The following is a 24,158-nucleotide window of genomic DNA, read 5'->3' as shown; positions in this document are numbered from 1 at the left end:
ATTCCACACGCTGCGTTTCTCCACAGCCGGCACTTGCACCCTGCCGTCATTATTTACCGTTTTGACAGGTGACGACTTTAGGTGAGCTGTGGCACTTTAACTGATGACGCTCATTAGGCGGCGCTCCGCCGGAGGAAACCATGCATCCTGAACTGATCCCCGCCACCGAATCGGATATCGATTTCCTGCTGCAACTGCGCAGGCTGACTATGGGGAAATATCTGGCGGACATCGGCGCATCGACAGACAGCGACAGTCTGATGCGGCGCGTTCGCTACGAGTTTGAACACGCCCATATCGTGCGGGTGGAGGGGCAGCCCGCCGGGTTGTTCAAATATCGCTTCATGCCGCAGGAACAGCACTGGTATCTGATTCAGATTCAGATCCACCCGGATTTTCAGAACCGCGGTCTCGGCAAGCTATTGATTGAAAACCTACTTGCACAGGCATCGGCGCAGGGGCAACCGGTGGTGTTGAGCGTGCTGAAAAATAATCCGGCGCGCCATCTTTACCACCGGCTGGGATTTCGGGTCACCGACCAAAACGACCTGGAATTCATCATGACCTGCCGCCCTCAGCCGCAATAAAAAAACAGACAAGGAGCCCCTGCATGAACATCGCCATATTGGATGACTATCAGGATATCGTCAGACAGCTGAACTGCTTTTCACTGCTGAACGGCCATCAGGTACGGATTCTGAATCAGACCTATACCGATACCGCCCAACTGGCGGCGCAGTTGCAAGATGCTCAAGCGCTGGTGCTGATTCGTGAACGTACCCGTATTACTGATGAATTGCTGGCTCAACTGCCGAACCTGAAGTTAATCAGCCAGACCGGCAAGGTGAGCCAGCACCTCAGCGTTGACGCCTGTACCCGGCATGGCGTCGCGGTGGCCGAAGGCACCGGCTCGCCGGTGGCGCCCGCCGAATTGTGCTGGAGTTTGATCATGGCGGCTTCGCGCCATCTGCCCTGTTACCGCGACCAGTTAGCTCAGGGTCACTGGCAACAGAACGGCACGTTGGGATTGGGAAGAACGCTGCATGGCCTGACGCTCGGCATCTGGGGATACGGCAAAATCGGACAGCGTATCGCCCGATACGGCGCGGCATTCGGCATGACGGTGTTGGTGTGGGGCAGCGAGACGTCACGTGAACTGGCGCGCCAGCACGGTTTTACCGCCGCCGACAGCAAGGCTGCGTTTTTTGCCGACGCCGACGTGCTGTCGCTGCATCTGCGTTTGAACGACGCCACCCGTCATAGCGTAACGCAGCCGGACCTGGCATTGATGAAACCGGATTCGTTGTTCGTCAACAGCAGCCGCGCCGAACTGGTGGAGCCGGGCGCGCTATGGCGCGAGCTGTCCGCCCATCCCGGCAAACAGGCCGCGCTGGATGTCTTCGACCACGAACCCGCAACGCCGGCAAACGAACCGTTGCTGGCGCTGCCTAATGTGCTGGCCACGCCGCATATCGGCTATGTCGAGCGCAACAGCTACGAGCTTTATTTTAAAACCGCGTTCGAGAACGTGGCGGCATTTGCCGCCGGGCGCCCGGCCAATCTGGTCAACGACCCGGCGCTTTTTACCCCCAGCCGAAACGCCGCAACAGGAGCCGATTGATGCAACCTCCCGCGATCACGCTGCGTAAAGCCCGCCGAAACGATGCGCAAACGGCGTTTGACCTGCGTAACCGCGCCATCCTGCACGGCTGCCGCCATGACTATGCGCCAGAGCAACTGCAGCGCTGGGCCAGCGGCACCCTCAGCGAGGCTTTCGAGAACACCGTCACCCACCATTTTCACCTAGCGGAAAGAGCCGGCCGGATCGTAGCAACGGGTATGATCAACCTCCACACCGGCATGATCGACGCGGTGTTTGTCGACCCGGAGGCGATGGGGCAAGGGGTGGGCAAACGGATGATGCAACATCTCGAAACGCAGGCTCGCGCGGCAGGTCTGGCGGAAATTCGGCTCGACGCCAGCCTGAACGCCGCGCCGTTTTACCGCTCGCTGGGCTTTTCAGGCGATGAAGTCAGCCTCTACCACTCGCCGCGGGGCTTCTCGCTGGCCTGTATCCCGATGGTCAAAGTTATCGACTGACAATATCTCGACAAACGATATGCTGTTATTCCGGTTCCCAGCACGAGAAAAAAATGAGCGATATCATTATCAGACGTACCGAAGCACGCGATGCCGCCGCCGTAGCCAGCATTTATGAAGGGGAACATGCCTACTCAGGCACACTGCAACTACCTTATCCGTCACTGGCTGTGTGGGAATCCCGTTTGAACCACATGCCGGAGAATGTTTATAGCCTGGTTGCTGAATGGGAAGGCGAACTGGTGGGCAATCTGGGATTTGAAATATTCAGCAACCCGCGCCGCCGCCATGCCGGAACCTTTGGCATGGGCGTCAAGGATACGCATCAGCATCGGGGAGTTGGCAGCGCCCTGTTGTCAGCCTTGACCGACCTGACGGACAACTGGCTTAACATCCACCGTATTGAGCTAACCGTTTACACCGATAACGACGCCGCACTGGCGCTATACAGAAAATTCGGCTTTGTCGTCGAAGGCGAGTCCAAAGATTACGCCTTCCGTCATGGCCGTTTCACGGATGTCTTTCACATGGCGAGAATACGCCCGGCAAATACAACCAACCGGTAGGCCTGCGGAAGAGGAATGTCCCGCCGCGATACAGCAATAGTACGGCGGGACGAAAATCATTAGTTGGAACTACTGACCAGTCCACCAGCCCCGTTGCTGTTGCCTGCGCTGAGCAACGGCATAGCAGAAGAAGACTGCGCGTTTCTCAATACCCACACCCGGCCGTAATGATTGTAGAACCCGGCGGCGTGTCCGGCATCCGCCCCAATACCCTGATAAATATCGAAATGTTGTCCTTTTATCGCACCGCCGACATCCAGCGCGACCATTAAACGCATCTCATATTTGCCGGTAAATTTGCCCTGATTATCCAGCAGCGGCACTTCCGCCAGCAACGTGGTGCCGGCCGGGATCAGCGAGCGATCAGACGCCACAGACGCTTTAGCTACCAACGGCACCGCGCTGGCGCCCTTCACCGGCATCGACGCCATCGGTTTAAAGAACACGAAAGAGGGGTTCTGCACCAGTAATTCCCGGACTTCCGCTTCGGTATGCCGGTCGGCCCACTGTCGGATGGCCTGCATCGACATCTCTTCTCTGGGCACCTCGCCGCGATCAATCAACACTTTGCCGATACTGCGGTAAGCATGACCGTTTTTGCCGGCATAACCGAAAAAGGTCAACGGGCTGCCATCGCCGAAATCCACATAACCGCTGCCCTGCACTTCCATCATGAAGTTGTCCATCAGCGAATTAGTCCAGGCGATAGCCAGTTCGTTGCTCAGCGCGCCGGAATAAATGGCGGAGCGATCCGGCAGACGGCCGTTCTTGCGTACGCGAGGCATGGCGTACAGTGGGAAACGGAACTCGCCCTGACGGTAGTGGCGCGCCTGCACCACCGGGGTGTAGTAGCCGGTAAACTGCACGTTGCCAAAGCTGTCGACGCCTTCCATCTGCCAGGCGCCGAGGCCGAACTGCGTCAGTTGACGGGTATCGCCGCCAGCCTGAATCCAGTTCTGGATGGCCTGAAAAATATCGCTGTTGCGGGAGTAGAGTCCGGGAGAGGATGCCTGAATCTGGCTGATCTGTTGGGAAAAATCGACCGTGTTTACCGGCTTGCCGTTAGCGTTCGGCGCGTTGACCCATTCCAGCGGCTGATCAAGACGGCCATCTTTATATTGCTGACCACGATCGCTGGGTCGGGTCTGACAACCGGCCAGTATGGCGATGACGACCCCGGTCAACACGTACTTCCCCCACCATCCTTTCATTTCCGTGCTCTCTTCTTGCTTGAGTGTGAAACCACGCAGAACGATAACAAACAGGCGGTGAGAATAAAACGCATCGCATCAAAACGACACCCAGCAGTCTAAAAAAGCAACGCAATGCCGACATTTCCACCATCCGTCGGCAAAAGCGTAAACTATTTGCAAAAAGAGGTTGCATCGAAGCGAACGCGGAGTATAGTGCGCATCCACGGACGCGGGGTGGAGCAGCCTGGTAGCTCGTCGGGCTCATAACCCGAAGGTCGTCGGTTCAAATCCGGCCCCCGCAACCAATTGATGTACCAGCATCATATCAGAAGAAAGAAGACGGACGCGGGGTGGAGCAGCCTGGTAGCTCGTCGGGCTCATAACCCGAAGGTCGTCGGTTCAAATCCGGCCCCCGCAACCAATAAATAGACACCCGAACGGGTGTTTTTTTATGCCTGCAATTCAGGCATTTCTTTCCGGCACAGTACGCCTTTCGGCGCTTATCGCACCTGAGCCGCAAAATAGGCTTTGATCCCTTCCAGAATCGATTGCGCCACCTGTTGCTGAAAACGGCTGGTGCGCAGCTTGCGCTCCTCTTCCAGATTGCTGATAAACGCCGTTTCCACCAGCACCGACGGAATATCCGGCGCCTTCAGCACCGCAAACCCGGCCTGATCGACGCTGTTTTTGTGCAGGTGATTGACCTTTCCCAGCCGATGCAGAATTTCTTTGCCGAATTTCAGGCTGTCGTTGATGGTCACGGTTTGCACCATGTCAAACATGGTGCTGTCCAGATAGCGGTCGCCGCTCAGGCTGACGCCGCCAATCAAATCCGATTCGTTCTGGGTTTGCGCCAGATAACGCGCCGCTGAACTGGTCGCGCCTTTTTTTGACAACGCAAACACTGAGGAACCGCGGGCGGCCCGGCTGGTGAAAGCATCGGCATGGATGGAGACAAACAGGTCGGCGCGCTGTTTGCGCGCTTTAGCCACCCGCACTTTGAGCGGAATGAACACATCCTCATTGCGGGTCATGTAGACCTTCATGTTGTGCTCACGCTCGATCAGCGCTTTCAGGCGTCGGGCAATTTGCAGCACCACGTCTTTTTCGCGGGTCCGGTTTTTGCCGATGGCGCCAGGGTCTTCTCCGCCGTGCCCCGGATCAAGCATGATAACCAGCGGCCTTTCGCGCCCCGCCTTGCCGTCTTTGGGCTTTTCCGGCGGCAGCGTCCGTTCCAGATCGCCTTTATTGTAATCTTCCAGCAACGCCAGCAACGGGTCATCAGCGTCGTCGTAACGACCGGCGGCGGGATACAAATCCATCACCAGACGGTTCCGGAAGCCGGCGACCGGCGCCAACGTAAACAGTTTAGGATTGACCTTCTGCCTTAATTCCAGCACCAGACGCACGGTATTCTTGTCGAACTGCCCGGCGCGCGCCGTTTTGATGAAAGGATCCGGCCGTTCGAATTGCCGACCGGCATTTTTCAGCACGCTATTCAACGAGGCATTTTCAATATCCACCACCAGACGATCGGGATTTTCCAGCATAAACTGGCGATACTTAAGCGGCTGGCTGGACTCCAGCGTCACACGGCTATAGGCGGAAGAAGGCCACACCCGCACGGCAATCACCTGCGAGGCGGCGGCCAGCCCGATGCCGCTGATACTCAGTAACCAGGTGGCGGCGGCGCCCTGTAATAAATGACGACGGGTCAGATGGTGCTTCGGATCAGACATGCAACTCCGGTAATGGCTAAAGAAATCAGGCAGATTGATAAAAACGTCAAAAACTTTAACCAATACGCATCAGACTGTCATGCAAAAATCATTTTTATGTTTTTTACTGTGATAAGCAGACTTCGCTGAACTATCGGGCCAGACCGAAAAGTTATCGCTTGCCTTTTAGTTTACGAAGAATAAAAATACGAAAATATCGAATAAAAATTCAAAGAGGGCTCGCAGTGAAGGAACGTAGTACAGAACTGGTTCAAGGCTTCCGCCACTCAGTTCCTTACATCAACGCACATCGTGGTAAAACATTTGTCATCATGCTCGGCGGCGAAGCTATCGAACATGAAAATTTTGCCAAAATCGTCAATGATATCGGGCTGTTGCACAGTCTGGGCATCAAGCTGGTGGTGGTTTACGGCGCACGCCCCCAGATCGATGCGAACCTGATGGCCCATCACTACGAGCCTCGCTACCACAAACATACCCGCGTAACAGACAGCACCACGCTGGAACTGGTGAAACAGGCAGCAGGCATGCTGCAACTGGACATCACCGCCCGGCTGTCGATGAGCCTGTTGAACACGCCGCTACAGGGCGCGCACATTAACGTGGTCAGCGGCAACTTTATCATCGCCCAGCCGTTGGGCGTGGATGATGGCGTCGACTACTGCCACAGCGGGCGCATTCGCCGCATTGACGAAGAAGCGCTGCATCGTCAGTTGGACAGCGGCGCTATCGTGCTGTTGGGTCCGGTGGCGGTTTCCGTCACCGGCGAAAGCTTCAACCTGACGTCGGAAGAAGTCGCCACCCAGTTGGCTATCAAACTCAGGGCCGAAAAGATGATCGGTTTCTGCGCCTCCCAGGGCGTGACCAATATCGAAGGCAGCATTGTGTCCGAACTGTTGCCAGACGAAGCCCAGCAGCGCATTCAGTCACTGGAGGAAGCCGGTGACTATAACTCCGAGATTGTGCGTTTCCTGCGCGGTGCGGTGAAAGCCTGCCGCAGCGGAGTACGCCGCAGCCACCTGATCAGCTATCAGGAAGATGGCGCGCTGTTGCAGGAACTGTTCTCCCGTGACGGCATCGGCACCCAAATCGTGATGGAAAGCGCCGAGCAAATCCGCCGGGCGACCATCAATGACATCGGCGGTATTCTGGAGCTGATTCGCCCGCTGGAGCAACAAGGCATTCTGGTGCGCCGTTCGCGCGAACAACTGGAAATGGAGATCGACAAATTCACCGTGGTGGTCCGCGATAATCTGACTATCGCCTGCGCTGCACTCTATCCGTTTCCGGAGGAGAGCATCGGTGAAATGGCCTGCGTGGCGGTGCACCCGGAATACCGCAACTCGTCGCGTGGCGATCAGTTACTGCATCATATCGCCGTACAGGCTCGCCAGCAGGGGCTCAAACGCCTGTTTGTGCTGACCACCCACAGCATCCACTGGTTCCAGGAACGCGGTTTCCAGCCGGCGGAGGTCGCCGTATTACCGAAACGCAAGCAGGAGCTTTACAACTACCAGCGTCGCTCCAAGATTCTGGTCATCGACCTGTAAGGCAAATAACGCGTGGTTCATCGCCACGCGTTACCCGCTCGGTTTCCCTGCTTTTCCTTGTGCCAGCCATTTCTCCTGGCGCAGGCATTCATACTTTCAGCAGCACCTACTGTCCGGCGCCTTACTGGGTTTCCGTCTGTTTTTGTTCCACCGGTTTCAACGTCAGCGTTCGTTGCAGTGCGGAAGTCGATGCATAGGATTGCCATTCCGACGGCCGGGCATAGTCAGCCTGCCCACTCGCACTGCCGGAAATCTGGGATAGAATCGCCAGCCCCTGTGGATGCAGCGCCTGCCGGAAAAAGTCGGTTAACTGCGCCGACGAAATAGACGCCAGTTGTCCAATCAACTGCTGGCGGGTATCGAAGGCAAAATTCTCCCGTTCCAGATCGCCGCGCAGGCGGGCCGCCTCTTCATCCAGCGTCTGAGGCGGCTGACTGAGCGCATTGATCAACCCCTGCTTATTCTGGGCAAACGTCTCTGCGTTCATGGCGCTCAGGCGCTGCTCCGCCTTGCCAAAAAAGTCCTGATAACGTTGATAGAGGTAGGCAGGCTGCTGGCTGTTGCTTTGCAGCAGGAAACCAATCCCCCACTGGCGATCGACAGAGATCGGGGTGGCGAACACGGCATAGCCCAGCTGTTCGTCAGTACGCAACTGATTAAAGAACCAGGGATGAATGATCTGACCCAGCAGCTTACTGTAAGCCGCGCTCTGTACTTCGTCATACCCTGTCGGAATATATACCGCCGCCAGCGCCGAATCGGTGCTGGTCGCGCTGCGTTGCAGCGTGGCTCGCTGTGGCTGGCTGATGCTGACGGATTGTCCGCGCCACCATTCGGTGCCGCCGCAGCCAAGACGTTCACGCAGGCTGTGCGACAAGCTAACCACCTTGTCCTGTTCCAGATTGCCGACCACCAGCATTTCCGGCGCAGCCTGATGCAGTAAGGCCTTGCGGTATTCCATCAGCTCCTGCAGCGTAATATCCTTCAGCAAGTTGCGCCGCTCGCTTCGTTCGCTATAAGGCACGCTCGACAACCCCTTAATCGGGAACATCGCCTGCTCGTACGCTTTGGCCTTCTCGGCTGCATCCAACTGCTCGGCGTACCAGGATTTTGCCTGTTCCAGCTGTTCTTCCGTCGAGCTGAAGCTGGCGTATTGTTCCACCAGCGTCAGCAATAGCTCCGGCAGATGTTGGGTGTAGCCGCTGGCCGTCATCATCAGCCCGTCATTGCTGCCGGTGGAGAAACTGATGCCGCCCACCGATGCCTGGTAGCTGAGCGCATCCAGCGCCACGCCGGCCAGATAATCATTCAGGGCGAACAGCACCTGATGACGGGCGGAATCGCTCGCCATCCGGTTACGCAGCATCAGCGTGATATCGGCTTTGGGTTCGCTGGCGAAATGGCGGCTCGGCATGTAAAACACGCGCAGCCCCGGCTGGTCGACCACTTTCTTCGGATGCGTGATGGCGGCATCCGCGGCAATCAGCGAAAAACTATCCGGGATGTAAGGGTTGGGCGTCGGCAGACTGAGCGCCAGCGACTGTGCCGTCTTCTGCCACAGCGCCATCCGCTCGTCGCCAATCTTGTCTACCTGATAAGGCGCGCCAACAAAATACGCCTCTTTATTGTGGGGCTGCTCCGGGCTTATTACCCAGATACGCGCGTTTTGCGGCGTCATGGCCGACAGCCGCGCCTTGATCGCCTCAGGATCGAACCGATCCGCCAGATAAGGTCCTTCAAGGGTATATTCCACCGGTAGCCGCAGCATGGTATCCGCCAGCCACTCCACATAGCTCATATCGCGGGTAAGAGAGGGGTAGCGGAAATCAATACCCAGCACCCGTGATATCTCATCGAAGTAACGCGGCTGAATCCCTTCCTTACGCAGTTTTTCCAGATAGCTGAACACCCCGGCAATCACGTTATCCTGCTGTGCCAGTCCTTTGTCGGTCAAATCAACGCTGATATTGAAGACGCCGCTGTCGCGCTCGGACATGGGATCAGAACTGGCGCGTACCGACTCGGCCAGCCCTTGTTTTTGCAGCCAGTCGGAAAGCGTGTTCTGGCTGCGATTGCCGATCAGGTAGCTGATGTAGGTATCCGTTTTGCTGCGAAACGCCGGGCTGTTGTTATCGATCCGAAATTCAATCTTCAACTGCTTGCGGGGTTGCGCCGGGACATAATGAATGAATAACCCGCGCTGTTCATCAGTCACCACAGGGGCGGCAATCGGCGGTACGCTGGCCTGACGATTGGCTATCCGCCCGAAGGTCGAGGCGGCGATGGCAGCCAGATCCGGCAACGGCAACTTGCCGTAAATCACGCCTTTCATCAGGTTGGCGGAGTAGTAGCGCTGGTAGAAATTGACCAGTTCATCATGCAGTTTACTGCCGGGCTTATCACTGAGGGTTTCCAGGTTGCCGCCGGCGAAGCGGGAGCCGGGATGCGCCGGGTTAATGGTTTCGGCTTCCACCTGCTCCATGCGCAAGCCATCGCGAGCACGGGCCATGGTCAACTCCGCATTTACCGCGTGGCGCTCACGATCGGCGTTGACCGGATCGAGCAGTGGTTCGGCAATCGCATCGGCCAGCCGGTCGACGGCGGGCTGCAACGCATCGTTTTCCACTTCGAGATAGAAAGCGGTGCGATAAGACGCCGTGCTGGCATTATGGCTGCCGCCGTGCATTTTCAGAAATTCGGCTAGCCCATCCGCCTGCGGGTAACGCGTCGACCCCATCAGCAGCATGTGTTCCAGATAGTGGGCCAGACCCGGCTGTTGCGGGGGATTATCCAGCGAACCGACCGGTATCGCCAGCGCCGCCAACGAACGGGTGGCCTGCGTATCGGACACCAGCAGAACCGTCATACCGTTATCAAGCCGTATCGCCTGATACTGCCGAACGTCATTCTCACTCTTTCTTATCGTCTCGGGTAGCGGCTGCCAGCCATCCGCCGCCTGACTGATCGGAAACCAGAAACACAGCAATAAAGCGCTTAACCAAATACAAGATTTCCGCATCAACATCTCCAAAGGCGTTATACAGGCAGTTATTCCAGGCTATGGGCTGTCACGTTGCACAACTGCGTCAGGGGTATCACAAAACCAGCGGCCGAGCACCGCACGATAGCGATAGGGCGTCACTACGGTCACCGTCACACGGCGACAGGCCGGAGGATGGCGTTGTTCTTCCCGGCTCACACGCCATCCGGCGGGAACGCTCCGCGACGACGATGAAACGCTGTCTGCGCCTTCAGTTTCCAGTTGCTGATGAGCCAGCCGCCACGCCTGACGCTGCTGCATCTGATGCAACAACGATTGCTGAAGTACCTGATGATATTGCAAGAGGCCGACCAACGAAACCGCAAATAACAGCGCGGCGACCAGCGTTTCCGGCAGACTGAACCCAGCGCAGGGCTCACGACGCGACCTTTCATTGCGCCGGGACACAGGCCGGCTCCGCCGCATCCGGGCAAAAATCCAGCCATCCGCCCGCGACGGGCCGGATGCCGCCGTCGGCCGCTGCGGCATCGGCCATGACCCGGTGATAAAACGCCAGTGGCTGCGGATTACCGGCTATCCGCCCCTCCCCCCGCAATAGCCCGGAATGGTCTTCGCCACTTATACGCAGACAGGCGCGTAACTGCGCCGACTGCTGAGCCTGACACTGCCACTCGCCGGTGGTTTGCCAGCGCAACCCCATTCCCCAGTTCAGCGACGACAGCCCCTGATTGAATGCCTGCCAGAAGCGCTGTTCGTCAATTCCCTGCTGCAACTGAATATCCAGTTGGCGCTGCAATCCGCCCAACATTAACAAGCCGATCATCATAACCAGCATCACTATCACCAGTATGCTGCCCTGCTGCCGCCTACCCTGCATGATTCCTCCCTGCCACCAGGCTGTCGACCTGCCGCCGCCGTGTCGAACGCGCGGTCCAGTACCCCTCCAGCAATATCCGATAACGCGGTTGCGCGCCGGACGTCTCCTTCGTTACCTCAAAACGGGCGATGGTCACTTCGCTGGGATCCAGCAATTTCTCCCAGCGGTTGCCCTGACAACGGGGGCCGCCCGTTTGCACCTCCAGCGTGCCATCGCGCAGGCGATAGCTGAAAAACTCCGGCTCCGACTGTTCCCCCGTTTCCCAACGACCATTGCGGTTGACGTCATAAGCCACCGACAGGCAACTCACCTGTTTCGTGGCGCCGGCCTCCAGCGTCAGCGCGCTTCCCTGACAGCGGCCGGCGCAAAATCCGGCGCGCCGAATGTCTTTTTCTATTCCGAACAGGGTCTGCCCCAGCAACTGTTCCAGCCGGATCAGGCTGGCACTATCCTGCGTCTGGGCCCGCAGCAACGGCAGCAGCTGCGCCACCGCCAGCATGATCAGGCTACTCATCCCCATCGCCAGCATCACTTCCGGCAGGGTAAACCCGCCTGCGGCTTTCCCGGTTAATCTGTTCAACATAGCGGGATCCCCTGAACTGGCCGGGACTCGCTGCAAAGGCGCAAGCGCCCGCGCGCCGAGATCACCAGCCTCACGCGCCCAGCCGGGTTGCTCAGGGTGAGATGCCCAGCCTGTGCGGCATTACGCAGGCCGTAAAATACCAGCCGCTCGCTGGTGGTTTCGGCGATCGCCGCATCCCGCACCGCGCGGGTAAAAACGAAAGCGCTTTCCGGCGGACAGGAAGCCGGTTCGGCGCCATTCCCAATACACCAATTATCACCCGCCGACTTGAACCACAGACTTTCGGTCTGATTGCGCCAGTAGGCGTTGGCCTGTATGCGCGTCATGAATGCCAGCAGGAGCCGGGCGTGCTGCTCCAGCAAAAGCGCCTGGCGATAAGCCAGCCAGCTATGCAGCCCGCCGCCTGTCAGCAAAGCCACAATGGTGATCACCACGATGAGTTCCAGCAGGGAAAAACCCTGTTGCCGTACGCTGTTTCTGTTCATGACCGCCATTCTAAAGCGCGGTATCAGCGTGAATAGCGCCAGAGGATGGGGTTACGAGGCGCTTCGCAGGCAAGATGCGGGGCGGCGGCAACATACAGAGAAACTGCGCGGCCGCTCGCAAATCAGGAGAGAGGACAAAAAAACCGCCCAACGGCAAGATGTCCGACTGATCAGCAGGAAACCGCGATTTCCATTGTCAGCAACATCCGCCGTTGGGCGGTATCAGGTGATATCAGAGCAGGATAAGACTCAGACGGCTACCGGCGCCTTGATGGCGGGGTGCGGGTCATAACCCTCTATGTCGAAATCGTCAAACTGGTAATCAAACAGCGACGCCGGACGGCGTTTGATCACCAGTCGCGGCAAAGGACGCGGCTCGCGGCTAAGCTGCAGACGAGTCTGCTCAAGGTGGTTGTTGTAGAGGTGGGTGTCGCCGCCGGTCCAGACGAAATCACCCACTTCCAGGTCACACTGCTGCGCCATCATATGCACCAGCAGCGCGTAGCTGGCGATGTTGAACGGCAGACCGAGGAAAATGTCGCAGGAGCGCTGGTACAACTGGCAGGAGAGTTTGCCGTTCGCGACATAAAACTGGAAAAAAGCGTGGCAGGGCGCCAGCGCCATTTTGTCCAGCTCGCCCACATTCCAGGCGGAAACGATGATGCGGCGGGAATCCGGGTCCTGTTTCAGCTGTTTTAGCACCGTCTGCAACTGGTCGATCTGACGGCCGTCCGCCGCCCCCCAGGCGCGCCATTGCTTGCCGTAAACCGGCCCCAGGTCGCCATTTTCATCCGCCCATTCATCCCAAATGGTGACCTTGTTGTCATGCAGGTAGCCGATATTGGTATCGCCGTTCAGAAACCACAGCAGCTCATGGATGATGGAGCGCAGGTGGCAACGCTTGGTGGTCACCAGCGGAAAGCCATCCTGCAGGTTGAAACGCATCTGATGGCCGAAAATCGATAACGTCCCCGTGCCCGTGCGGTCATCCTTGGGAGTCCCTTCTTCAAGCACCTTTTTCATCAGTTCCAGATACTGTTTCATACCACCTCACCTACTTAATTTTTATCAACATTTACTGCCGGGCAGACTGGCGACGATACGCCCAGACCATCATCAGGATTCCGGCCAATACCATCGGCACCGACAGGATCTGCCCCATACTGACGCCGCCGAACAGCCCCAGTTGAGCATCCGGCTGGCGGAAGAATTCCACAATAATGCGGAAGCAGCCGTAGCCGATCAGGAACAGGCCGGATACGCTGCCCATCGGGCGTGCTTTGCGAATGAACACATTCAGAATGATAAACAGCACTACCCCTTCCAGCACCAGTTCATACAACTGCGACGGGTGGCGGGGCAATACGCCGTATTGATTGAAGATCGCCTGCCACTGCGGGTTGCCGGCCGCCAGCGCCATGTCTTCGCCGCGCGACCCCGGAAACAGCATCGCCCACGGCGCATCGGTACTGACGCGGCCCCACAGCTCGCCATTGATGAAGTTGCCCAGACGCCCGGCGCCCAGACCAAAAGGAATCAGCGGGGCAATGAAATCAGATACCTGGAAGAAATGACGTTTGGTGCGATGCGCAAACCACAGCATGACCGCGATGACGCCCAGCAGGCCGCCGTGGAAAGACATGCCGCCGTCCCACACGCGGAACAGATAGAGCGGGTTATCCAGAAACGACGGGAAAGCGTAGAACAGCACATAACCCAGACGACCACCTACAAATACGCCGAGGAACCCGAAATAGAGCAGGTTTTCCACCTCTTCCTTGCGCCATCCGCTACCCGGTTTGTTCGCCCGGCGTACCGCCAGCCACATGGCAAACACAAACCCGACCAAATACATCAATCCATACCAGTGCAGGGAAACCGGCCCTAACGAAAAAATTACCGGATCAAACTGGGGAAATACCAGATAGCTCGTCGTCATCGATCACCACATTATCGTTGCTTTGTCCCTGATTTCGGGGCTATTCAAGGGCCGGAAGGAAGGCAGGGCTTCCGTCAGCCGTCCGCGGTTGCGCATGATAGCATAGCCAATGGAAACAGTTGGCGACGAGGGGATAAAAGAACTGTAAACATTTCCGGCATGGATCCGGTATGAAAATGGGGCGACGCCGCGCTCAGCGCCCGCCGCGAATCAAGCCGCCCAGCCCGCGTTCTTCAATGAAAATCGACGCCCACTGGCGCACTTCGCTGGCGGTTTGCGCCCTGAGCACCTTGTCCGTCAACTGGCTCGCCTCTTCCTCGCCAATCCGGCGCAGCAGGTATTTGATGCGGGCGACGCTACGACCGTTCATGCTTAGCGTGCGGTATCCCAGCCCGATCAGCAGCAGTGCGCCCATCGGCTCGCCGGCCATCTCGCCGCACACCGATACCGGCAACGAATATTGTCGGCAATGAGTGATGATCATGTTCAGCGCCTGCAGCATCGACGGATGCAGGCTGTCGTACAGGGCGCCGACATGCGGGTTATTACGATCCACCGCCAGCAGATACTGGGTCAGGTCATTGGTGCCGACGGAGACAAAATCGATGCGGGACGCCAGATGCGGCAACAGAAACAGCACCGACGGCACTTCGATCATAATGCCGATGCGCGGACGCGGCTGCGGAAAACCGAGCATTTCCGACACTTCCGCCGCGGCGCGATCGATCAACCGCTTTGCCTCATCGATCTCATCCAGGCTGTTGATCATCGGCAGTAAAATGCTCAGGTTGCCGATATGCGCATTGGCGCGCAGCATGGCGCGAACCTGAATCATGAAAATTTCCGGCTGATCGAGCGTTACGCGAATGCCGCGCCAGCCCAGACAAGGATTTTCTTCACTGATAGGCAGGTAAGGCAGTTGCTTGTCCGCGCCGATATCCAGCGTACGCAACATCACCGGGCGGGACGGATAAAGCCGCAACATGCCTTCATATTGCGTCATCTGCTCCTCTTCCGAGGGAAAGCCGTTTTGCAGCATGAACGGGATTTCGGTGCGGTACAGCCCCACTCCGTCCACCTGATTGATGAAACGCTTTTCATGTTCGGCGCTCAGACCGGCGTTGAGCATCACGTCCACCCGCTCGCCGCTTTTCAGCACCGCCGGGCGTTCCATGTCATCTTCCGCCAGCCGGGTAAGCTCGTTTTCCTCGCTCAGCAGGCGCTGGTACTCCTGCACCAGCACCGGTTCAGGGTCCACCAGCAACTCGCCGCGATAGCCATCCAGCACCAGCAGACGCTGATGCAGCAGTTCGGGTTGAATATCGGCGCCCATCAGCGTGGGAATGCCCATCGCCCGCACCAGAATGGCGGCGTGGGAATTGGCGGCGCCGTCGTACGCGACCACGCCGGCCAGGCGCTCCTGCGGCACCTCCGCCAGCAGCGTGGCGGTCAGTTCATCCGCCACCAGAATGAAACGCTCCGGCCACTGGCCGTTGCTCTGGGCGTTGTCATCAAGATGGAACAGTAGACGCTGACCCAGCGCCCGCAGATCGCTGGAACGATCGCGCAGGTAAGGATCCTGCAGGCTGGCGAACTGCGCGGCAAACCGTTCGATCACCACTTTGACCGCCCATTCAGCCACGCTGCCGGTATCCACCTCCTGAAACAGTTCGCGTTTGAGGCGCGCGTCGTTGAGCAGGTGGGAATAGAAATCGAAGATCGCCGCGCTCTCTTTCTGCGCACTGGCGCTGAAACGCTTACTGAAACGGCGGAACTCCGCCCCGGCCTCCTCCATCGCCATCAGCAGCCGGGACCGTTCGCGGTCGCTATCCAGACTGGAGGCCGGAAATACCAGCTCCAGCGACGGCTGGCTGCGGTCCTGCCAGCCGGGGGCGATCGCCACGCCGGAAGACGCCGCCATCGCCTTGATGCGCGTCTGTCGGTATTGCCCGAACAGCGCTTTCATCTGAGACTGGGACAGAATGGCCGCCATCTGGGTGGCCAGCGTCACCATGAACGATTCTTCGTTTTTGTCGAACTGCCGGTGTTCGCGCTGCTGGACTACCAGCACGCCCAGCAATTGACGCCGGTGGATCACCGGCACGCCCAGAAACGAGCGGAAATGTTGTTCACGTACGGCAGGAATGAATTTGAAGCTGGGGTGGCTTTGCGCATCCGCCAGATTGATGGGCTCCGCCCGTTCGCCGACCAGGCCGACAATCCCCTGACCAAACGCCAGCGTAATGGTGCGGCCGCGCGGCTTTTTCAGCCCGCGCGTCGCCATCAGGTAATAACACTGACGATCGTGATCGGCCAGATAGATGGAGCAGACTTCCGTATCCATCGCCAGACAGGTTTCATTCACCAGAATATCCAACGCATCACTCAGTCGGGCCGCGGCCGCAACCTTCTCAATAATTTCTCGCAGTCGCGTGAGCATCATGATGTGTCGGATTATCCTCGTTTTCGTCTGGTTCCTGATGACATTCGGGTAGCCGAATTCTCCTGTAGCTGCATCACGGCGATGACAAACTCCTTCATCACCTTTCGATAAACGTCACGTTTGAACGACACCACCTGGCGTACCGGATACCAGTAGCTCACCCAGCGCCACCCGTCGAATTCCGGGGTGCCGCTGCTTTGCATATTGATGTCTGATTCATTACACATTAACTGTAGCAGAAACCATTTTTGCTTTTGGCCGATACATACCGGTTTTGTATCCCAACGCACCAAACGTTTTGGCAATTTATAGCGTAACCAGCTTCGGGTGGAAGCCAGGATACGAACATCCTTTTTCCGCAGCCCAACCTCTTCGAACAGTTCGCGGTACATCGCTTGTTCCGCGCTTTCTCCGGGGTTGATTCCCCCTTGAGGAAACTGCCAGGAGTGCTGACCGTAGCGACGGGCCCACAATACCTGACCCTGCCGATTACAAATTACAATACCAACATTCGGGCGGTAGCCATCATCGTCGATCACCGGACTACCTCGATAAACTAGAATGCAAAGATGACTCGATTGTTTCACACTACTGACAGACGGTAAACTACCGCTTTACATCCCTTTTATTGATGCCGCTTCCGGCTATCACGCCGGACATCGGCGGCTCAGGCCGCCGCCTCGCTGCCCCCGCTCCACGCTGATAAATCGACGTTAACCCACAGATAGGATCAAAGTTATAAACATTCATACGGCAATTCCGTCGGTTTATTCACTTTTTCTGTGGACATCTTTGTGAAGAACATCATGAAAAAGTGCGTAAAACTCATTTCAACCTTCACGCCCCCGTGATCTCATCCGCTAAATTGCCATTCCCTTTCAACCAATTAACCTGCCTTTCCCCGATTTCTCCACCGCCTGATGCAGCCCGATTCCGATGTGGTTTTCGGAGTGGCGAAAGATCGCACTACGCCGATGTTATCCACAGGCAACCGACGAAAACCAGCCAAAAAATCGGCAAAACCAGCAAAAGCAGCGCCAGTCAAGGCTGTAAATCAAAACAGTGATCCCGAGTTATCCCGGTTATCCCAAAAAACTGTGGATAACATAGTGTAAAATCCTGTTCATTGTCGGTGTCTTGTCATGAACAAAAACCGACAGCGTGTTTTTCCCTGTGGAGACAGGGAGAAAAATCATAAAGGAATCATGCTATTATTATTTTTTATCTGAATAGCTGAATGCCTGACGTTATCCTCCGTTATGGCTGTACTTTTTTTAATCACCCTTGTTATCAGTAACGGATACGCAATCCATGCAGACACCCATCCCCCATCAGGACGCGCCGGACAGTGAACAGGCCCTGCTGCTGCGGGCGCAGGCGCTGGCCGGCTATTCGCTGGCGGAACTGGCCCGAATCGCCCAACTGCCGCTGCCCGCCAACCTTAAGCGAGACAAAGGGTGGATCGGCGTACTGCTGGAGCGCTTTCTGGGCGCCAGCGCCGGCAGTAAGCCGGAGCAGGACTTCCCTGACATCGGGATTGAGCTGAAAACCATCCCGGTGGATGAACAGGGGCGGCCGCTGGAAACCACCTTTGTCTGCGTGGCGCCGCTAACCGGCAACAGCGGCGTGACCTGGGAAAGCAGCCATGTGCGCCGCAAGCTGACCAGAGTGCTGTGGATTCCGGTGGAAGGTTCGCGTCCTATCCCGCTGGGGGAGCGCCGCATCGGCGCGCCGTTGTTATGGAGCCCCAGCCCGGAGGAAGAGCGGCAATTACAGCAGGACTGGGAAGAACTGATGGACTTGATCGTGCTGGGCAAAGTGGAAAGCATCACCGCCCGTCACGGCGAGGTGTTGCAGTTGCGCCCCAAGGCCGCCAACAGCCGGGCGCTGACTGAAGCCATTGGCGAGCACGGGCAACCGATTCTGACGCTGCCGCGCGGCTTTTACCTGAAGAAAACCTTCACCACGCCGTTACTGGCCCGGCATTTTCTGCTGTAATGCCCTCCGGGCGGGACACAGCCTAAATCCTCTTGCCTGTACGGCAGTAGGCCAGAGATAATGGTCATTTACGTTTCGTTTAAGGAAGCACTGAGATAATGTTCGATTGGATCGCGGATCCCAACGCCTGGCTGGCGCTGGGGACACTCACCATACTGGAAATCGTACTTGGCATCGACAACATCATCTTTTTGTCGCTGGTCGTCGCCAAGCTTCCCAAACATCAGCAGAACAAAGCCCGCCGTATCGGCCTGATGGGCGCGATGCTGATGCGCCTCGGTCTGCTGGCGTCCATCGCCTGGGTTATCAGACTCACCAATCCGCTGTTTAGCGTGTTCGGGCAGGAGGTTTCCGCCCGCGACCTGATTCTGTTCCTCGGCGGCCTGTTCCTGATCTGGAAATCCAGCAAGGAGATCCACGAAACCATTGAAGGCGGCGCGGAAGACCATACCTCGCAGGTGCATTCCTTTTTTGGCGCTATCGTGCAGATTATGCTGCTGGACATCATCTTCAGCCTGGATTCGGTAATTACCGCCGTAGGTCTGTCCGACCATCTGTTCATTATGATGGCCGCCGTGGTGATTGCCGTCGGCGTGATGATGTTCTCCGCCCGCACCATCGGCGAGTTTGTCGATCGCCACCCGTCGGTGAAAATGCTGGCGTTGTCATTCCTGATTCTGGTGGGCTTTACGCTGATTCTGGAAAGCGTCGATATCCATGTGCCGAAAGGCTACATCTACTTCGCCATGTTCTTCTCCATGTCGGTAGAGGCGCTGAACCTGATGCGCGGCAAGAAATCCGTCAAAAAGCGGTAATTCCCCTGCGGGAAACGGCCAGCGCGCCGTTTCCCGCCCCATCCTTACGTATCTTTTTAATTTTTTTGCCATAAATCCTAACCTCGCCCGGACAACGCTTTGCTAGACTGAAAAGACGTTCAGTTTTTTTGCTAAATAACAGGTAAATTCAGCATGCGATTTCGGATAAAAACCGCCGTTGCCCTGACTTTTGTCGTCCTGCTTTCCGGCTGCGCCAGCCACTATGTTATCGCCACCAAAGACGGTCAGATGCTGCTGACCAAGGGAAAACCAACGCTGGATCCGGCTACAGGTCTGCTCAGTTATACTGATGAAGAAGGCGTAAAACACCAGATCAACAACGACAACATTTCCCAGGTGATTGAACGCTAGAGCGGTTATTCGCATCAGCCGGGCCAGATTCAGAGATTCTGTTTGGCCCCGCCATCCCCATCGCCTTCCCCGTGTGGGGGAAAACCGTTTTTCCCCGCATTAATGCCCGGCCTTCCCGCACAAAGAGTCTTCCCCCCTCGTCACGGCTTGGTTATAGTCGAAAATGCGGTGCCGTCGCACCCGCGTTACTCAGAAGAATAAAAAGGACACTGCAATGCTCTATCACCGTATTCCCCACAGCAGTTTGGAAGTCAGTACGCTGGGTCTGGGCACCATGACCTTTGGCGAACAGAATAGCGAAGCGGATGCCCACGCCCAGTTGGATCTCGCAGTCGCCGCCGGCGTTAATCTGATTGATACCGCGGAAATCTACCCGGTTCCGCCACGTTCGCAAACGCAGGGGCTGACGGAAAGCTATATCGGTTCCTGGCTGAAAAGCCGCGGCGGGCGCGAAAAACTGATCATCGCCAGCAAAGTCGCCGGACCGGTGCGCGGCAACGACAACAGCCTGCGTCCGCAGCAGGCGCTGGATCGCAAAAATATCCGCGCCGCGCTGGAAGACAGCCTCAAGCGTCTGAACACCGACTACATCGATCTGTATCAGTTGCACTGGCCGCAGCGCCAGACCAACAGCTTCGGCAAACTGAGCTATCAGTACACCAGCGAAAAACCGGCCGTCACGCTGCTGGAAACGCTGGAAGCGCTGAACGAGCAGGTGCGCGCCGGTAAAATTCGTTATATCGGCGTGTCGAACGAAACCCCGTGGGGCGTGATGCGCTATCTGCAACTGGCGGAAAAGCACGACCTGCCGCGCATTGTCTCTATCCAGAATCCCTATAGCCTGCTGAACCGCAGCTTCGAAGTCGGGCTGGCGGAAATCAGCCAGCATGAAGGAGTGGAACTGCTGGCCTACTCGCCGCTGGCGTTTGGCACACTGACGGGCAAATACCTGAACGGCGCTAAACCGGCCGGCGCGCGCAATACGCTGTTTAGCCGCTTTGTGCGCTACTCGGCGCCCCATACCCAGCAGGCCATCGCCGAATACGTGGCGCTGGCGCAAAAACACGGTCTGGATCCGGCGCAGATGGCGCTGGCGTTTGTACGTCAGCAGCCGTTTGTCGCCAGCACCCTGCTCGGCGCCACCACGCTGGAACAATTAAAGATTAACCTGGACAGCCTTGACCTGACGCTCGGCGAAGACGTGCTGACGGAACTGGAAGCCATCCACCGCCGCTTTACCATTCCCGCGCCCTGACCTCGCAACGCGCCTTCCTTTCGGGAAGGCGCGTTTTACCTCAAAACGCCATGCTGTCAGAACGCCATACTGAACAGGGCCTGCGCGCTGTCGTCTTTAACCCGGGTTGCGCGATCGCCCTGATACCCCAGCGACAGGTGGATGTTGCGGGAGAAGTCCACCGCGACGCCCGCCCGCATCAAGCGGGTATTGTCCGCCAGCGGCAAACCTTCGGTAGTAAAAGTATCGCCGCCGGAAACAAAGCGCAGCCGGACCTGATTATCGTCGCGGGTTAAGCGGCGCTGATAACCGATATCCCCATACAGTGACACCGGCAAGCGTGACAATGGCTGTACTTTCAGACGCAGGCCGCCGGTCGCAAAGGCCGCGCGGGTGGTGTCCTTCGCAAATGCCAGCGCCGCGCCGTTTCCGCTCTCCTGCCCGCTCTGATTCTGTAGCCAAACCCAGGCGGTGTTGCCATACGGCTCTACGCTCACGGTATTAAAGAAATCAAACCGATGGCTGGCTTCGACAAATCCCTGTACCAGATTAGCGCGATAATCGCCCGTCGCCTGGCCGCTCACCCCGGAGACGTTGATGCCGCGCTGGCTGTCGAGGGTGAGATAGCTGTAGCTGAGTCCGGAGCGCAGGTCGAGCGCCAGCGCCCGTCCGGACAGGTAAACGCCGGCATGCCAGGCGTCCAGATCACCGCGTGACGCGCGATCGTCCATGGTGATCCGCCCTTTTTCCGCTCCAACGGCAAATCCCAGCGTCCCCTGTTCCCCCCAATGCCCGCCGTTGCCAAGCAGCAGACCATAGCCATTGTATTTCATGCCCGCCTGCGCGCCGTCGCCGTCCTGACGGCCGTCATACCCCCAGCTACTCACCCAGGGCTCGGCGCCTTTGCCCGCACCGCTCATGGTGCTGTTCAGGATATCGCGTACCGAGCGGCTGTTTCGAATCAGCGCATTGCGCGCCGTGGCGTAGAACTCGCCGTTGAGATTATCAAAGGCGCGCCGCGCGCTGTCGGCATCCTGCTGGTCGGCAATGGCGTTCAGCACCGCGGTGCCCGACTGGTTGTCAATGGCGTTTGCGACCGATTTCTGATTGGCGGTTTGCGCCACGTCGCTGAAACGGACGTTGTTACGCACCACGCTGACGAACGCGCTTTGCGGGTTGTAGGTAAGCGCGTCGGCCAAAAACAGCGAGTTGTTAGTCGACTCCAGCTTGTCGAACGCGCCGCTTAGCGTTCCTCCCGCCTGCACCAGCGCGAACCGATCGCCCAGATGTCCGCTGGTCCGCCCGACCAGCTTCACGGTTCCCGCCAGTTGGGCATTATTAGTTACCACCAGTTGGTCGGCGTTGCCCTGCTGATCAATCTCAAATTCATAAATCGAACCGGGATCAAAACGTACATTGCCGACCGTCAGCGTCCCGACCGAATTGCCGGGCGACAGCGTACCGCCATTCTGCACTACCACCGAGCCGTTGATGGCGCCGTGCCCGCCCAGCACCGCGCCGGATTGCACCCAGGCGTCTCCCGCCAGGCTGCCGGAGCCGCCAGCGACCTTGCCCACGATCAGCTTGCCGCCTTCCACCACGGTCGGGCCGGCGAAAGTATCATTGCCGGTCAGATACAAGGTACCGGCGCCCTGCTTGCGCAGGCCGACGTCCAACCCGGACAGCGCACTGCCGCTGGCGGTGTTTTTCACCTGACCGATATCGTTGCTCCAGGTGCTGTCGATGCCCTTGGTATCAATCGAATAGAGAGCAAAGTTCCCGCCAAAGGCGCCGCTGCTGAGATCGCTGTTCACCAGACGTTTGGCGTTCAGCAAGCCGGGGCCTTGCACCGCTTTGAAGGCATTAACCACCCCCTGACCGAACAGCGCCTGATAGTCGCTTTGCGTCATCACGGTAATATTCTGGTCGGCGGCGGCGCTCAGAATCGCGGCTCGAACCTGGTCGTCCGTCATGCCGCTATATGTGCTGTTAATCTTCAGCGAGCTTATCAGCGTGGTCAGTTCGTCGTCGGTAAACGTAATGCCGGTATGGGTGGAGTAGACCTTAACGGCGGAGCTGGTCAGCGACTGGTTTTCATCATACTGCTCGTTGGCCAGCACCACCGCTTTCGGCAAATTACTGCCGGTCAGCGGCGTCGCGGTAGACAGCAGCACATCGGCAATCTGCTTGCCGCTCATGTAGGGAAACGCCTGACTGAGCAGCGCGCCGACGCCGGCGACATAGGGTGAGGAAAACGAGGTGCCGTTGATCCGAACATAGGTGTTGTTGGTGGAGGAGGTGATAACGTTCACGCCCGGCGCCAGCAGGCTGTAGTCGGTCGCGCCCTGCGCCAGGTTGCTGAAGGTGGCGATGAATGCCGCGCTGCTGGTGGGCTGAGACGGATCGTACGCTATGACGTTAATCCAGGTGTTGGCGATGCTGTTCTGAAGGCCGTTATTGTCCAGCACCGTAGGCAACGCAGCAAACAGCGCCGGCGTCAGGTGCCCTTCGTTCCCGGCCGACATCACCATTAACTGCCCCTGACTGGCCAGCACATCCGCCGCGCTGGTATATACCGGCACCATCGTATTTAACAGAAAATCCTGCATGGCGGCGGAATAAGAGGAAATCTGGTCGGGATAAAACAGAAAGTTCCAGCTGTTGCTGATGATTTTCACATCCGGGCGGTTGCCCATATCGACCATGCCCTGAAACAGATCATTGACGGAGTTATCCGTTCCCAGCGTTAGCAGGTTCGAATTATAAGCCACGCCCTGCATGCCGAAACCATTCCTTGCCGCGCCAATGACCCCGGCCACCCAGTACCCGTGCGGGCTGGCGCTGCTGGGGTCGCTGATCCAGTGCGAACCGGCATCCACCTTACCATTGAATTCGTTATTACTGGACAGATCGCCGACGCGGTTAATAATCCCGACCGTTACCCCGGCGCCGCTGTATCCCAACGCGTAGGCTTCGGCGACATGCATGGAATCCAGCGCCGCGCCGTTAAACATATATTCGCGGGTCCGAAAATCCTCAGCGGTAGCGGCCAGCGCCGGATGTAATACGGAGCCCGTCAATTGGGCCAGCAGCAGCGCGGCGATCAACCGCCTGTTAAATCGCTTTTTATCTTGCGCGTTCCCACTGTGATGAAAATCCGTTTTTATACGGTGAAAAACTACTGATTTTCTGACATAAGAAAACCCTAACGTATTAAACGTCATGCGCATATGACACATCCTGGCGATATTAAAGAATAATAA

The 24,158-nt window shown here is 57.6% G+C and carries 21 protein-coding genes and 2 tRNA genes; 11 read left to right on the top strand and 12 right to left on the bottom strand.

Annotated features, from left to right (window positions below; genetic code table 11):
• Positions 1-140 precede the first annotated feature (140 nt).
• Genes DXXMK7_RS04655 through DXXMK7_RS04640 form a run of 4 tightly spaced genes read left to right on the top strand, consistent with a single transcriptional unit; the run spans position 141 to position 2,666 of the window.
• Complete coding sequence (locus DXXMK7_RS04655; protein WP_038918068.1) at positions 141-587, top strand: GNAT family N-acetyltransferase; 447 nt, start codon at positions 141-143, stop codon at positions 585-587.
• Positions 588-610: 23 nt separating this feature from the next.
• Positions 611-1,621 (top strand): D-2-hydroxyacid dehydrogenase family protein, encoded by a 1,011-nt coding sequence (locus DXXMK7_RS04650; protein ID WP_038918067.1) that lies wholly within the window; start codon positions 611-613, stop codon positions 1,619-1,621.
• Positions 1,621-2,100 (top strand): GNAT family N-acetyltransferase, encoded by a 480-nt coding sequence (locus DXXMK7_RS04645; protein WP_038918066.1) that lies wholly within the window; start codon positions 1,621-1,623, stop codon positions 2,098-2,100. Before DXXMK7_RS04650 ends, DXXMK7_RS04645 begins: the two co-directional genes overlap by 1 nt.
• Positions 2,101-2,153: 53 nt before the next feature.
• A complete protein-coding gene (locus DXXMK7_RS04640) occupies positions 2,154-2,666 on the top strand; it encodes a GNAT family N-acetyltransferase (RefSeq protein WP_038661572.1) in 513 nt (170 codons plus the stop codon).
• A 59-nt stretch (positions 2,667-2,725) separates the two neighbouring features.
• Here the strand turns inward: DXXMK7_RS04640 and mltA are convergent, their stop codons facing one another.
• The gene (mltA, locus tag DXXMK7_RS04635) at positions 2,726-3,877 is read right to left on the bottom strand and encodes a murein transglycosylase A (RefSeq protein WP_038918065.1); all 1,152 of its coding nucleotides are present in this window, start codon (positions 3,875-3,877) and stop codon (positions 2,726-2,728) included.
• Between the two features lie 210 nt (positions 3,878-4,087).
• On the opposite strand from mltA, the gene DXXMK7_RS04630 reads away from it, so the two are divergent.
• Both DXXMK7_RS04630 and DXXMK7_RS04625 read left to right on the top strand, forming a co-directional pair.
• Positions 4,088-4,164 (top strand) — tRNA-Met (locus DXXMK7_RS04630).
• Between the two features lie 39 nt (positions 4,165-4,203).
• Positions 4,204-4,280, top strand: a tRNA-Met gene (locus DXXMK7_RS04625).
• Positions 4,281-4,359: 79 nt separating this feature from the next.
• On the opposite strand, the gene amiC is transcribed toward DXXMK7_RS04625, so the two are convergent.
• A complete protein-coding gene (gene amiC / locus DXXMK7_RS04620) occupies positions 4,360-5,598 on the bottom strand; it encodes an N-acetylmuramoyl-L-alanine amidase AmiC (protein WP_038918062.1) in 1,239 nt (412 codons plus the stop codon).
• A 224-nt stretch (positions 5,599-5,822) separates the two neighbouring features.
• Here amiC and argA point away from each other — a divergent pair, with 224 nt between their 5' ends.
• Positions 5,823-7,148 (top strand): amino-acid N-acetyltransferase, encoded by a 1,326-nt coding sequence (gene argA, locus DXXMK7_RS04615; protein WP_013316727.1) that lies wholly within the window; start codon positions 5,823-5,825, stop codon positions 7,146-7,148.
• 121 nt (positions 7,149-7,269) lie between these two features.
• Here argA and ptrA read toward each other — a convergent pair whose 3' ends face one another.
• The 9 genes from ptrA to rppH all read right to left on the bottom strand — a co-directional run bounded on the left by ptrA (position 7,270) and on the right by rppH (position 17,015).
• Entirely contained in the window at positions 7,270-10,167 is a 2,898-nt protein-coding gene (gene ptrA / locus DXXMK7_RS04610; RefSeq protein ID WP_038920829.1) for a pitrilysin, read from the bottom strand.
• Between the two features lie 39 nt (positions 10,168-10,206).
• Positions 10,207-10,614, bottom strand: coding sequence for a prepilin-type N-terminal cleavage/methylation domain-containing protein (locus tag DXXMK7_RS04605; RefSeq protein WP_038918061.1), 408 nt, complete (start codon positions 10,612-10,614; stop codon positions 10,207-10,209).
• Complete coding sequence (locus tag DXXMK7_RS04600; protein WP_193745939.1) at positions 10,580-11,026, bottom strand: YgdB family protein; 447 nt, start codon at positions 11,024-11,026, stop codon at positions 10,580-10,582. The genes DXXMK7_RS04605 and DXXMK7_RS04600 overlap by 35 nt, the downstream gene beginning before the upstream one ends.
• Positions 11,016-11,609, bottom strand: a complete 594-nt coding sequence (locus DXXMK7_RS04595) for a prepilin peptidase-dependent protein (protein WP_038918060.1) — start codon at positions 11,607-11,609, stop codon at positions 11,016-11,018. Before DXXMK7_RS04595 ends, DXXMK7_RS04600 begins: the two co-directional genes overlap by 11 nt.
• Positions 11,603-12,094 (bottom strand): prepilin peptidase-dependent protein, encoded by a 492-nt coding sequence (locus tag DXXMK7_RS04590; RefSeq protein WP_038920827.1) that lies wholly within the window; start codon positions 12,092-12,094, stop codon positions 11,603-11,605. The genes DXXMK7_RS04595 and DXXMK7_RS04590 overlap by 7 nt, the downstream gene beginning before the upstream one ends.
• A gap of 249 nt (positions 12,095-12,343) precedes the next feature.
• The gene (gene thyA, locus DXXMK7_RS04585) at positions 12,344-13,138 is read right to left on the bottom strand and encodes a thymidylate synthase (protein WP_038918059.1); all 795 of its coding nucleotides are present in this window, start codon (positions 13,136-13,138) and stop codon (positions 12,344-12,346) included.
• A 31-nt stretch (positions 13,139-13,169) separates the two neighbouring features.
• On the bottom strand, positions 13,170-14,033 hold the full coding sequence (gene lgt / locus DXXMK7_RS04580) for a prolipoprotein diacylglyceryl transferase (RefSeq protein ID WP_038918058.1): 864 nt from the start codon (positions 14,031-14,033) through the stop codon (positions 13,170-13,172).
• Positions 14,034-14,226: 193 nt separating this feature from the next.
• Positions 14,227-16,473, bottom strand: a complete 2,247-nt coding sequence (gene ptsP, locus DXXMK7_RS04575; RefSeq protein WP_038920826.1) for a phosphoenolpyruvate--protein phosphotransferase — start codon at positions 16,471-16,473, stop codon at positions 14,227-14,229.
• A gap of 14 nt (positions 16,474-16,487) precedes the next feature.
• On the bottom strand, positions 16,488-17,015 hold the full coding sequence (gene rppH / locus DXXMK7_RS04570; protein ID WP_038661599.1) for an RNA pyrophosphohydrolase: 528 nt from the start codon (positions 17,013-17,015) through the stop codon (positions 16,488-16,490).
• 772 nt (positions 17,016-17,787) lie between these two features.
• Between rppH and mutH the strand changes: the two genes are divergently transcribed.
• The 4 genes from mutH to DXXMK7_RS04550 all read left to right on the top strand — a co-directional run bounded on the left by mutH (position 17,788) and on the right by DXXMK7_RS04550 (position 20,916).
• A complete protein-coding gene (mutH, locus tag DXXMK7_RS04565; protein ID WP_038918057.1) occupies positions 17,788-18,474 on the top strand; it encodes a DNA mismatch repair endonuclease MutH in 687 nt (228 codons plus the stop codon).
• A gap of 98 nt (positions 18,475-18,572) precedes the next feature.
• Positions 18,573-19,289 (top strand): TerC family protein, encoded by a 717-nt coding sequence (locus tag DXXMK7_RS04560; RefSeq protein WP_038661605.1) that lies wholly within the window; start codon positions 18,573-18,575, stop codon positions 19,287-19,289.
• A 153-nt stretch (positions 19,290-19,442) separates the two neighbouring features.
• On the top strand, positions 19,443-19,661 hold the full coding sequence (locus DXXMK7_RS04555; RefSeq protein ID WP_038661608.1) for a YgdI/YgdR family lipoprotein: 219 nt from the start codon (positions 19,443-19,445) through the stop codon (positions 19,659-19,661).
• A 214-nt stretch (positions 19,662-19,875) separates the two neighbouring features.
• Positions 19,876-20,916: an NADP(H)-dependent aldo-keto reductase gene (locus DXXMK7_RS04550; protein ID WP_038918055.1), complete on the top strand. Its 1,041-nt coding sequence runs from the start codon at positions 19,876-19,878 to the stop codon at positions 20,914-20,916.
• A gap of 56 nt (positions 20,917-20,972) precedes the next feature.
• On the opposite strand, the gene DXXMK7_RS04545 is transcribed toward DXXMK7_RS04550, so the two are convergent.
• Positions 20,973-24,002, bottom strand: coding sequence for an autotransporter domain-containing protein (locus DXXMK7_RS04545; protein WP_231348845.1), 3,030 nt, complete (start codon positions 24,000-24,002; stop codon positions 20,973-20,975).
• Positions 24,003-24,158 lie beyond the last annotated feature (156 nt).

It is taken from the genome of Dickeya sp. MK7 (assembly GCF_000406305.1).
Taxonomy (GTDB): Bacteria; Pseudomonadota; Gammaproteobacteria; order Enterobacterales; family Enterobacteriaceae; genus Dickeya; species Dickeya fangzhongdai.
This window is presented reverse-complemented; position numbering and strand designations above follow the sequence as displayed.

Excerpts from the sequence above, each read along its gene's own strand:
- DXXMK7_RS04645 (WP_038918066.1), top strand. The coding sequence starts at position 1,621 with ATGCAACCTCCCGCGATCACGCTGCGTAAAGCCCGCCGAAACGATGCG.
- DXXMK7_RS04605 (WP_038918061.1), bottom strand. The coding sequence starts at position 10,614 with ATGCGGCGGAGCCGGCCTGTGTCCCGGCGCAATGAAAGGTCGCGTCGT.
- DXXMK7_RS04595 (WP_038918060.1), bottom strand. The coding sequence starts at position 11,609 with ATGTTGAACAGATTAACCGGGAAAGCCGCAGGCGGGTTTACCCTGCCG.
- ptrA (WP_038920829.1), bottom strand. The coding sequence starts at position 10,167 with ATGCGGAAATCTTGTATTTGGTTAAGCGCTTTATTGCTGTGTTTCTGG.
- DXXMK7_RS04650 (WP_038918067.1), top strand. The coding sequence starts at position 611 with ATGAACATCGCCATATTGGATGACTATCAGGATATCGTCAGACAGCTG.
- DXXMK7_RS04600 (WP_193745939.1), bottom strand. The coding sequence starts at position 11,026 with ATGCAGGGTAGGCGGCAGCAGGGCAGCATACTGGTGATAGTGATGCTG.
- DXXMK7_RS04560 (WP_038661605.1), top strand. The coding sequence starts at position 18,573 with ATGTTCGATTGGATCGCGGATCCCAACGCCTGGCTGGCGCTGGGGACA.
- lgt (WP_038918058.1), bottom strand. The coding sequence starts at position 14,033 with ATGACGACGAGCTATCTGGTATTTCCCCAGTTTGATCCGGTAATTTTT.
- DXXMK7_RS04655 (WP_038918068.1), top strand. The coding sequence starts at position 141 with ATGCATCCTGAACTGATCCCCGCCACCGAATCGGATATCGATTTCCTG.
- DXXMK7_RS04640 (WP_038661572.1), top strand. The coding sequence starts at position 2,154 with ATGAGCGATATCATTATCAGACGTACCGAAGCACGCGATGCCGCCGCC.
- amiC (WP_038918062.1), bottom strand. The coding sequence starts at position 5,598 with ATGTCTGATCCGAAGCACCATCTGACCCGTCGTCATTTATTACAGGGC.
- DXXMK7_RS04590 (WP_038920827.1), bottom strand. The coding sequence starts at position 12,094 with ATGAACAGAAACAGCGTACGGCAACAGGGTTTTTCCCTGCTGGAACTC.
- DXXMK7_RS04555 (WP_038661608.1), top strand. The coding sequence starts at position 19,443 with ATGCGATTTCGGATAAAAACCGCCGTTGCCCTGACTTTTGTCGTCCTG.
- thyA (WP_038918059.1), bottom strand. The coding sequence starts at position 13,138 with ATGAAACAGTATCTGGAACTGATGAAAAAGGTGCTTGAAGAAGGGACT.
- DXXMK7_RS04550 (WP_038918055.1), top strand. The coding sequence starts at position 19,876 with ATGCTCTATCACCGTATTCCCCACAGCAGTTTGGAAGTCAGTACGCTG.
- mutH (WP_038918057.1), top strand. The coding sequence starts at position 17,788 with ATGCAGACACCCATCCCCCATCAGGACGCGCCGGACAGTGAACAGGCC.
- mltA (WP_038918065.1), bottom strand. The coding sequence starts at position 3,877 with ATGAAAGGATGGTGGGGGAAGTACGTGTTGACCGGGGTCGTCATCGCC.
- ptsP (WP_038920826.1), bottom strand. The coding sequence starts at position 16,473 with ATGCTCACGCGACTGCGAGAAATTATTGAGAAGGTTGCGGCCGCGGCC.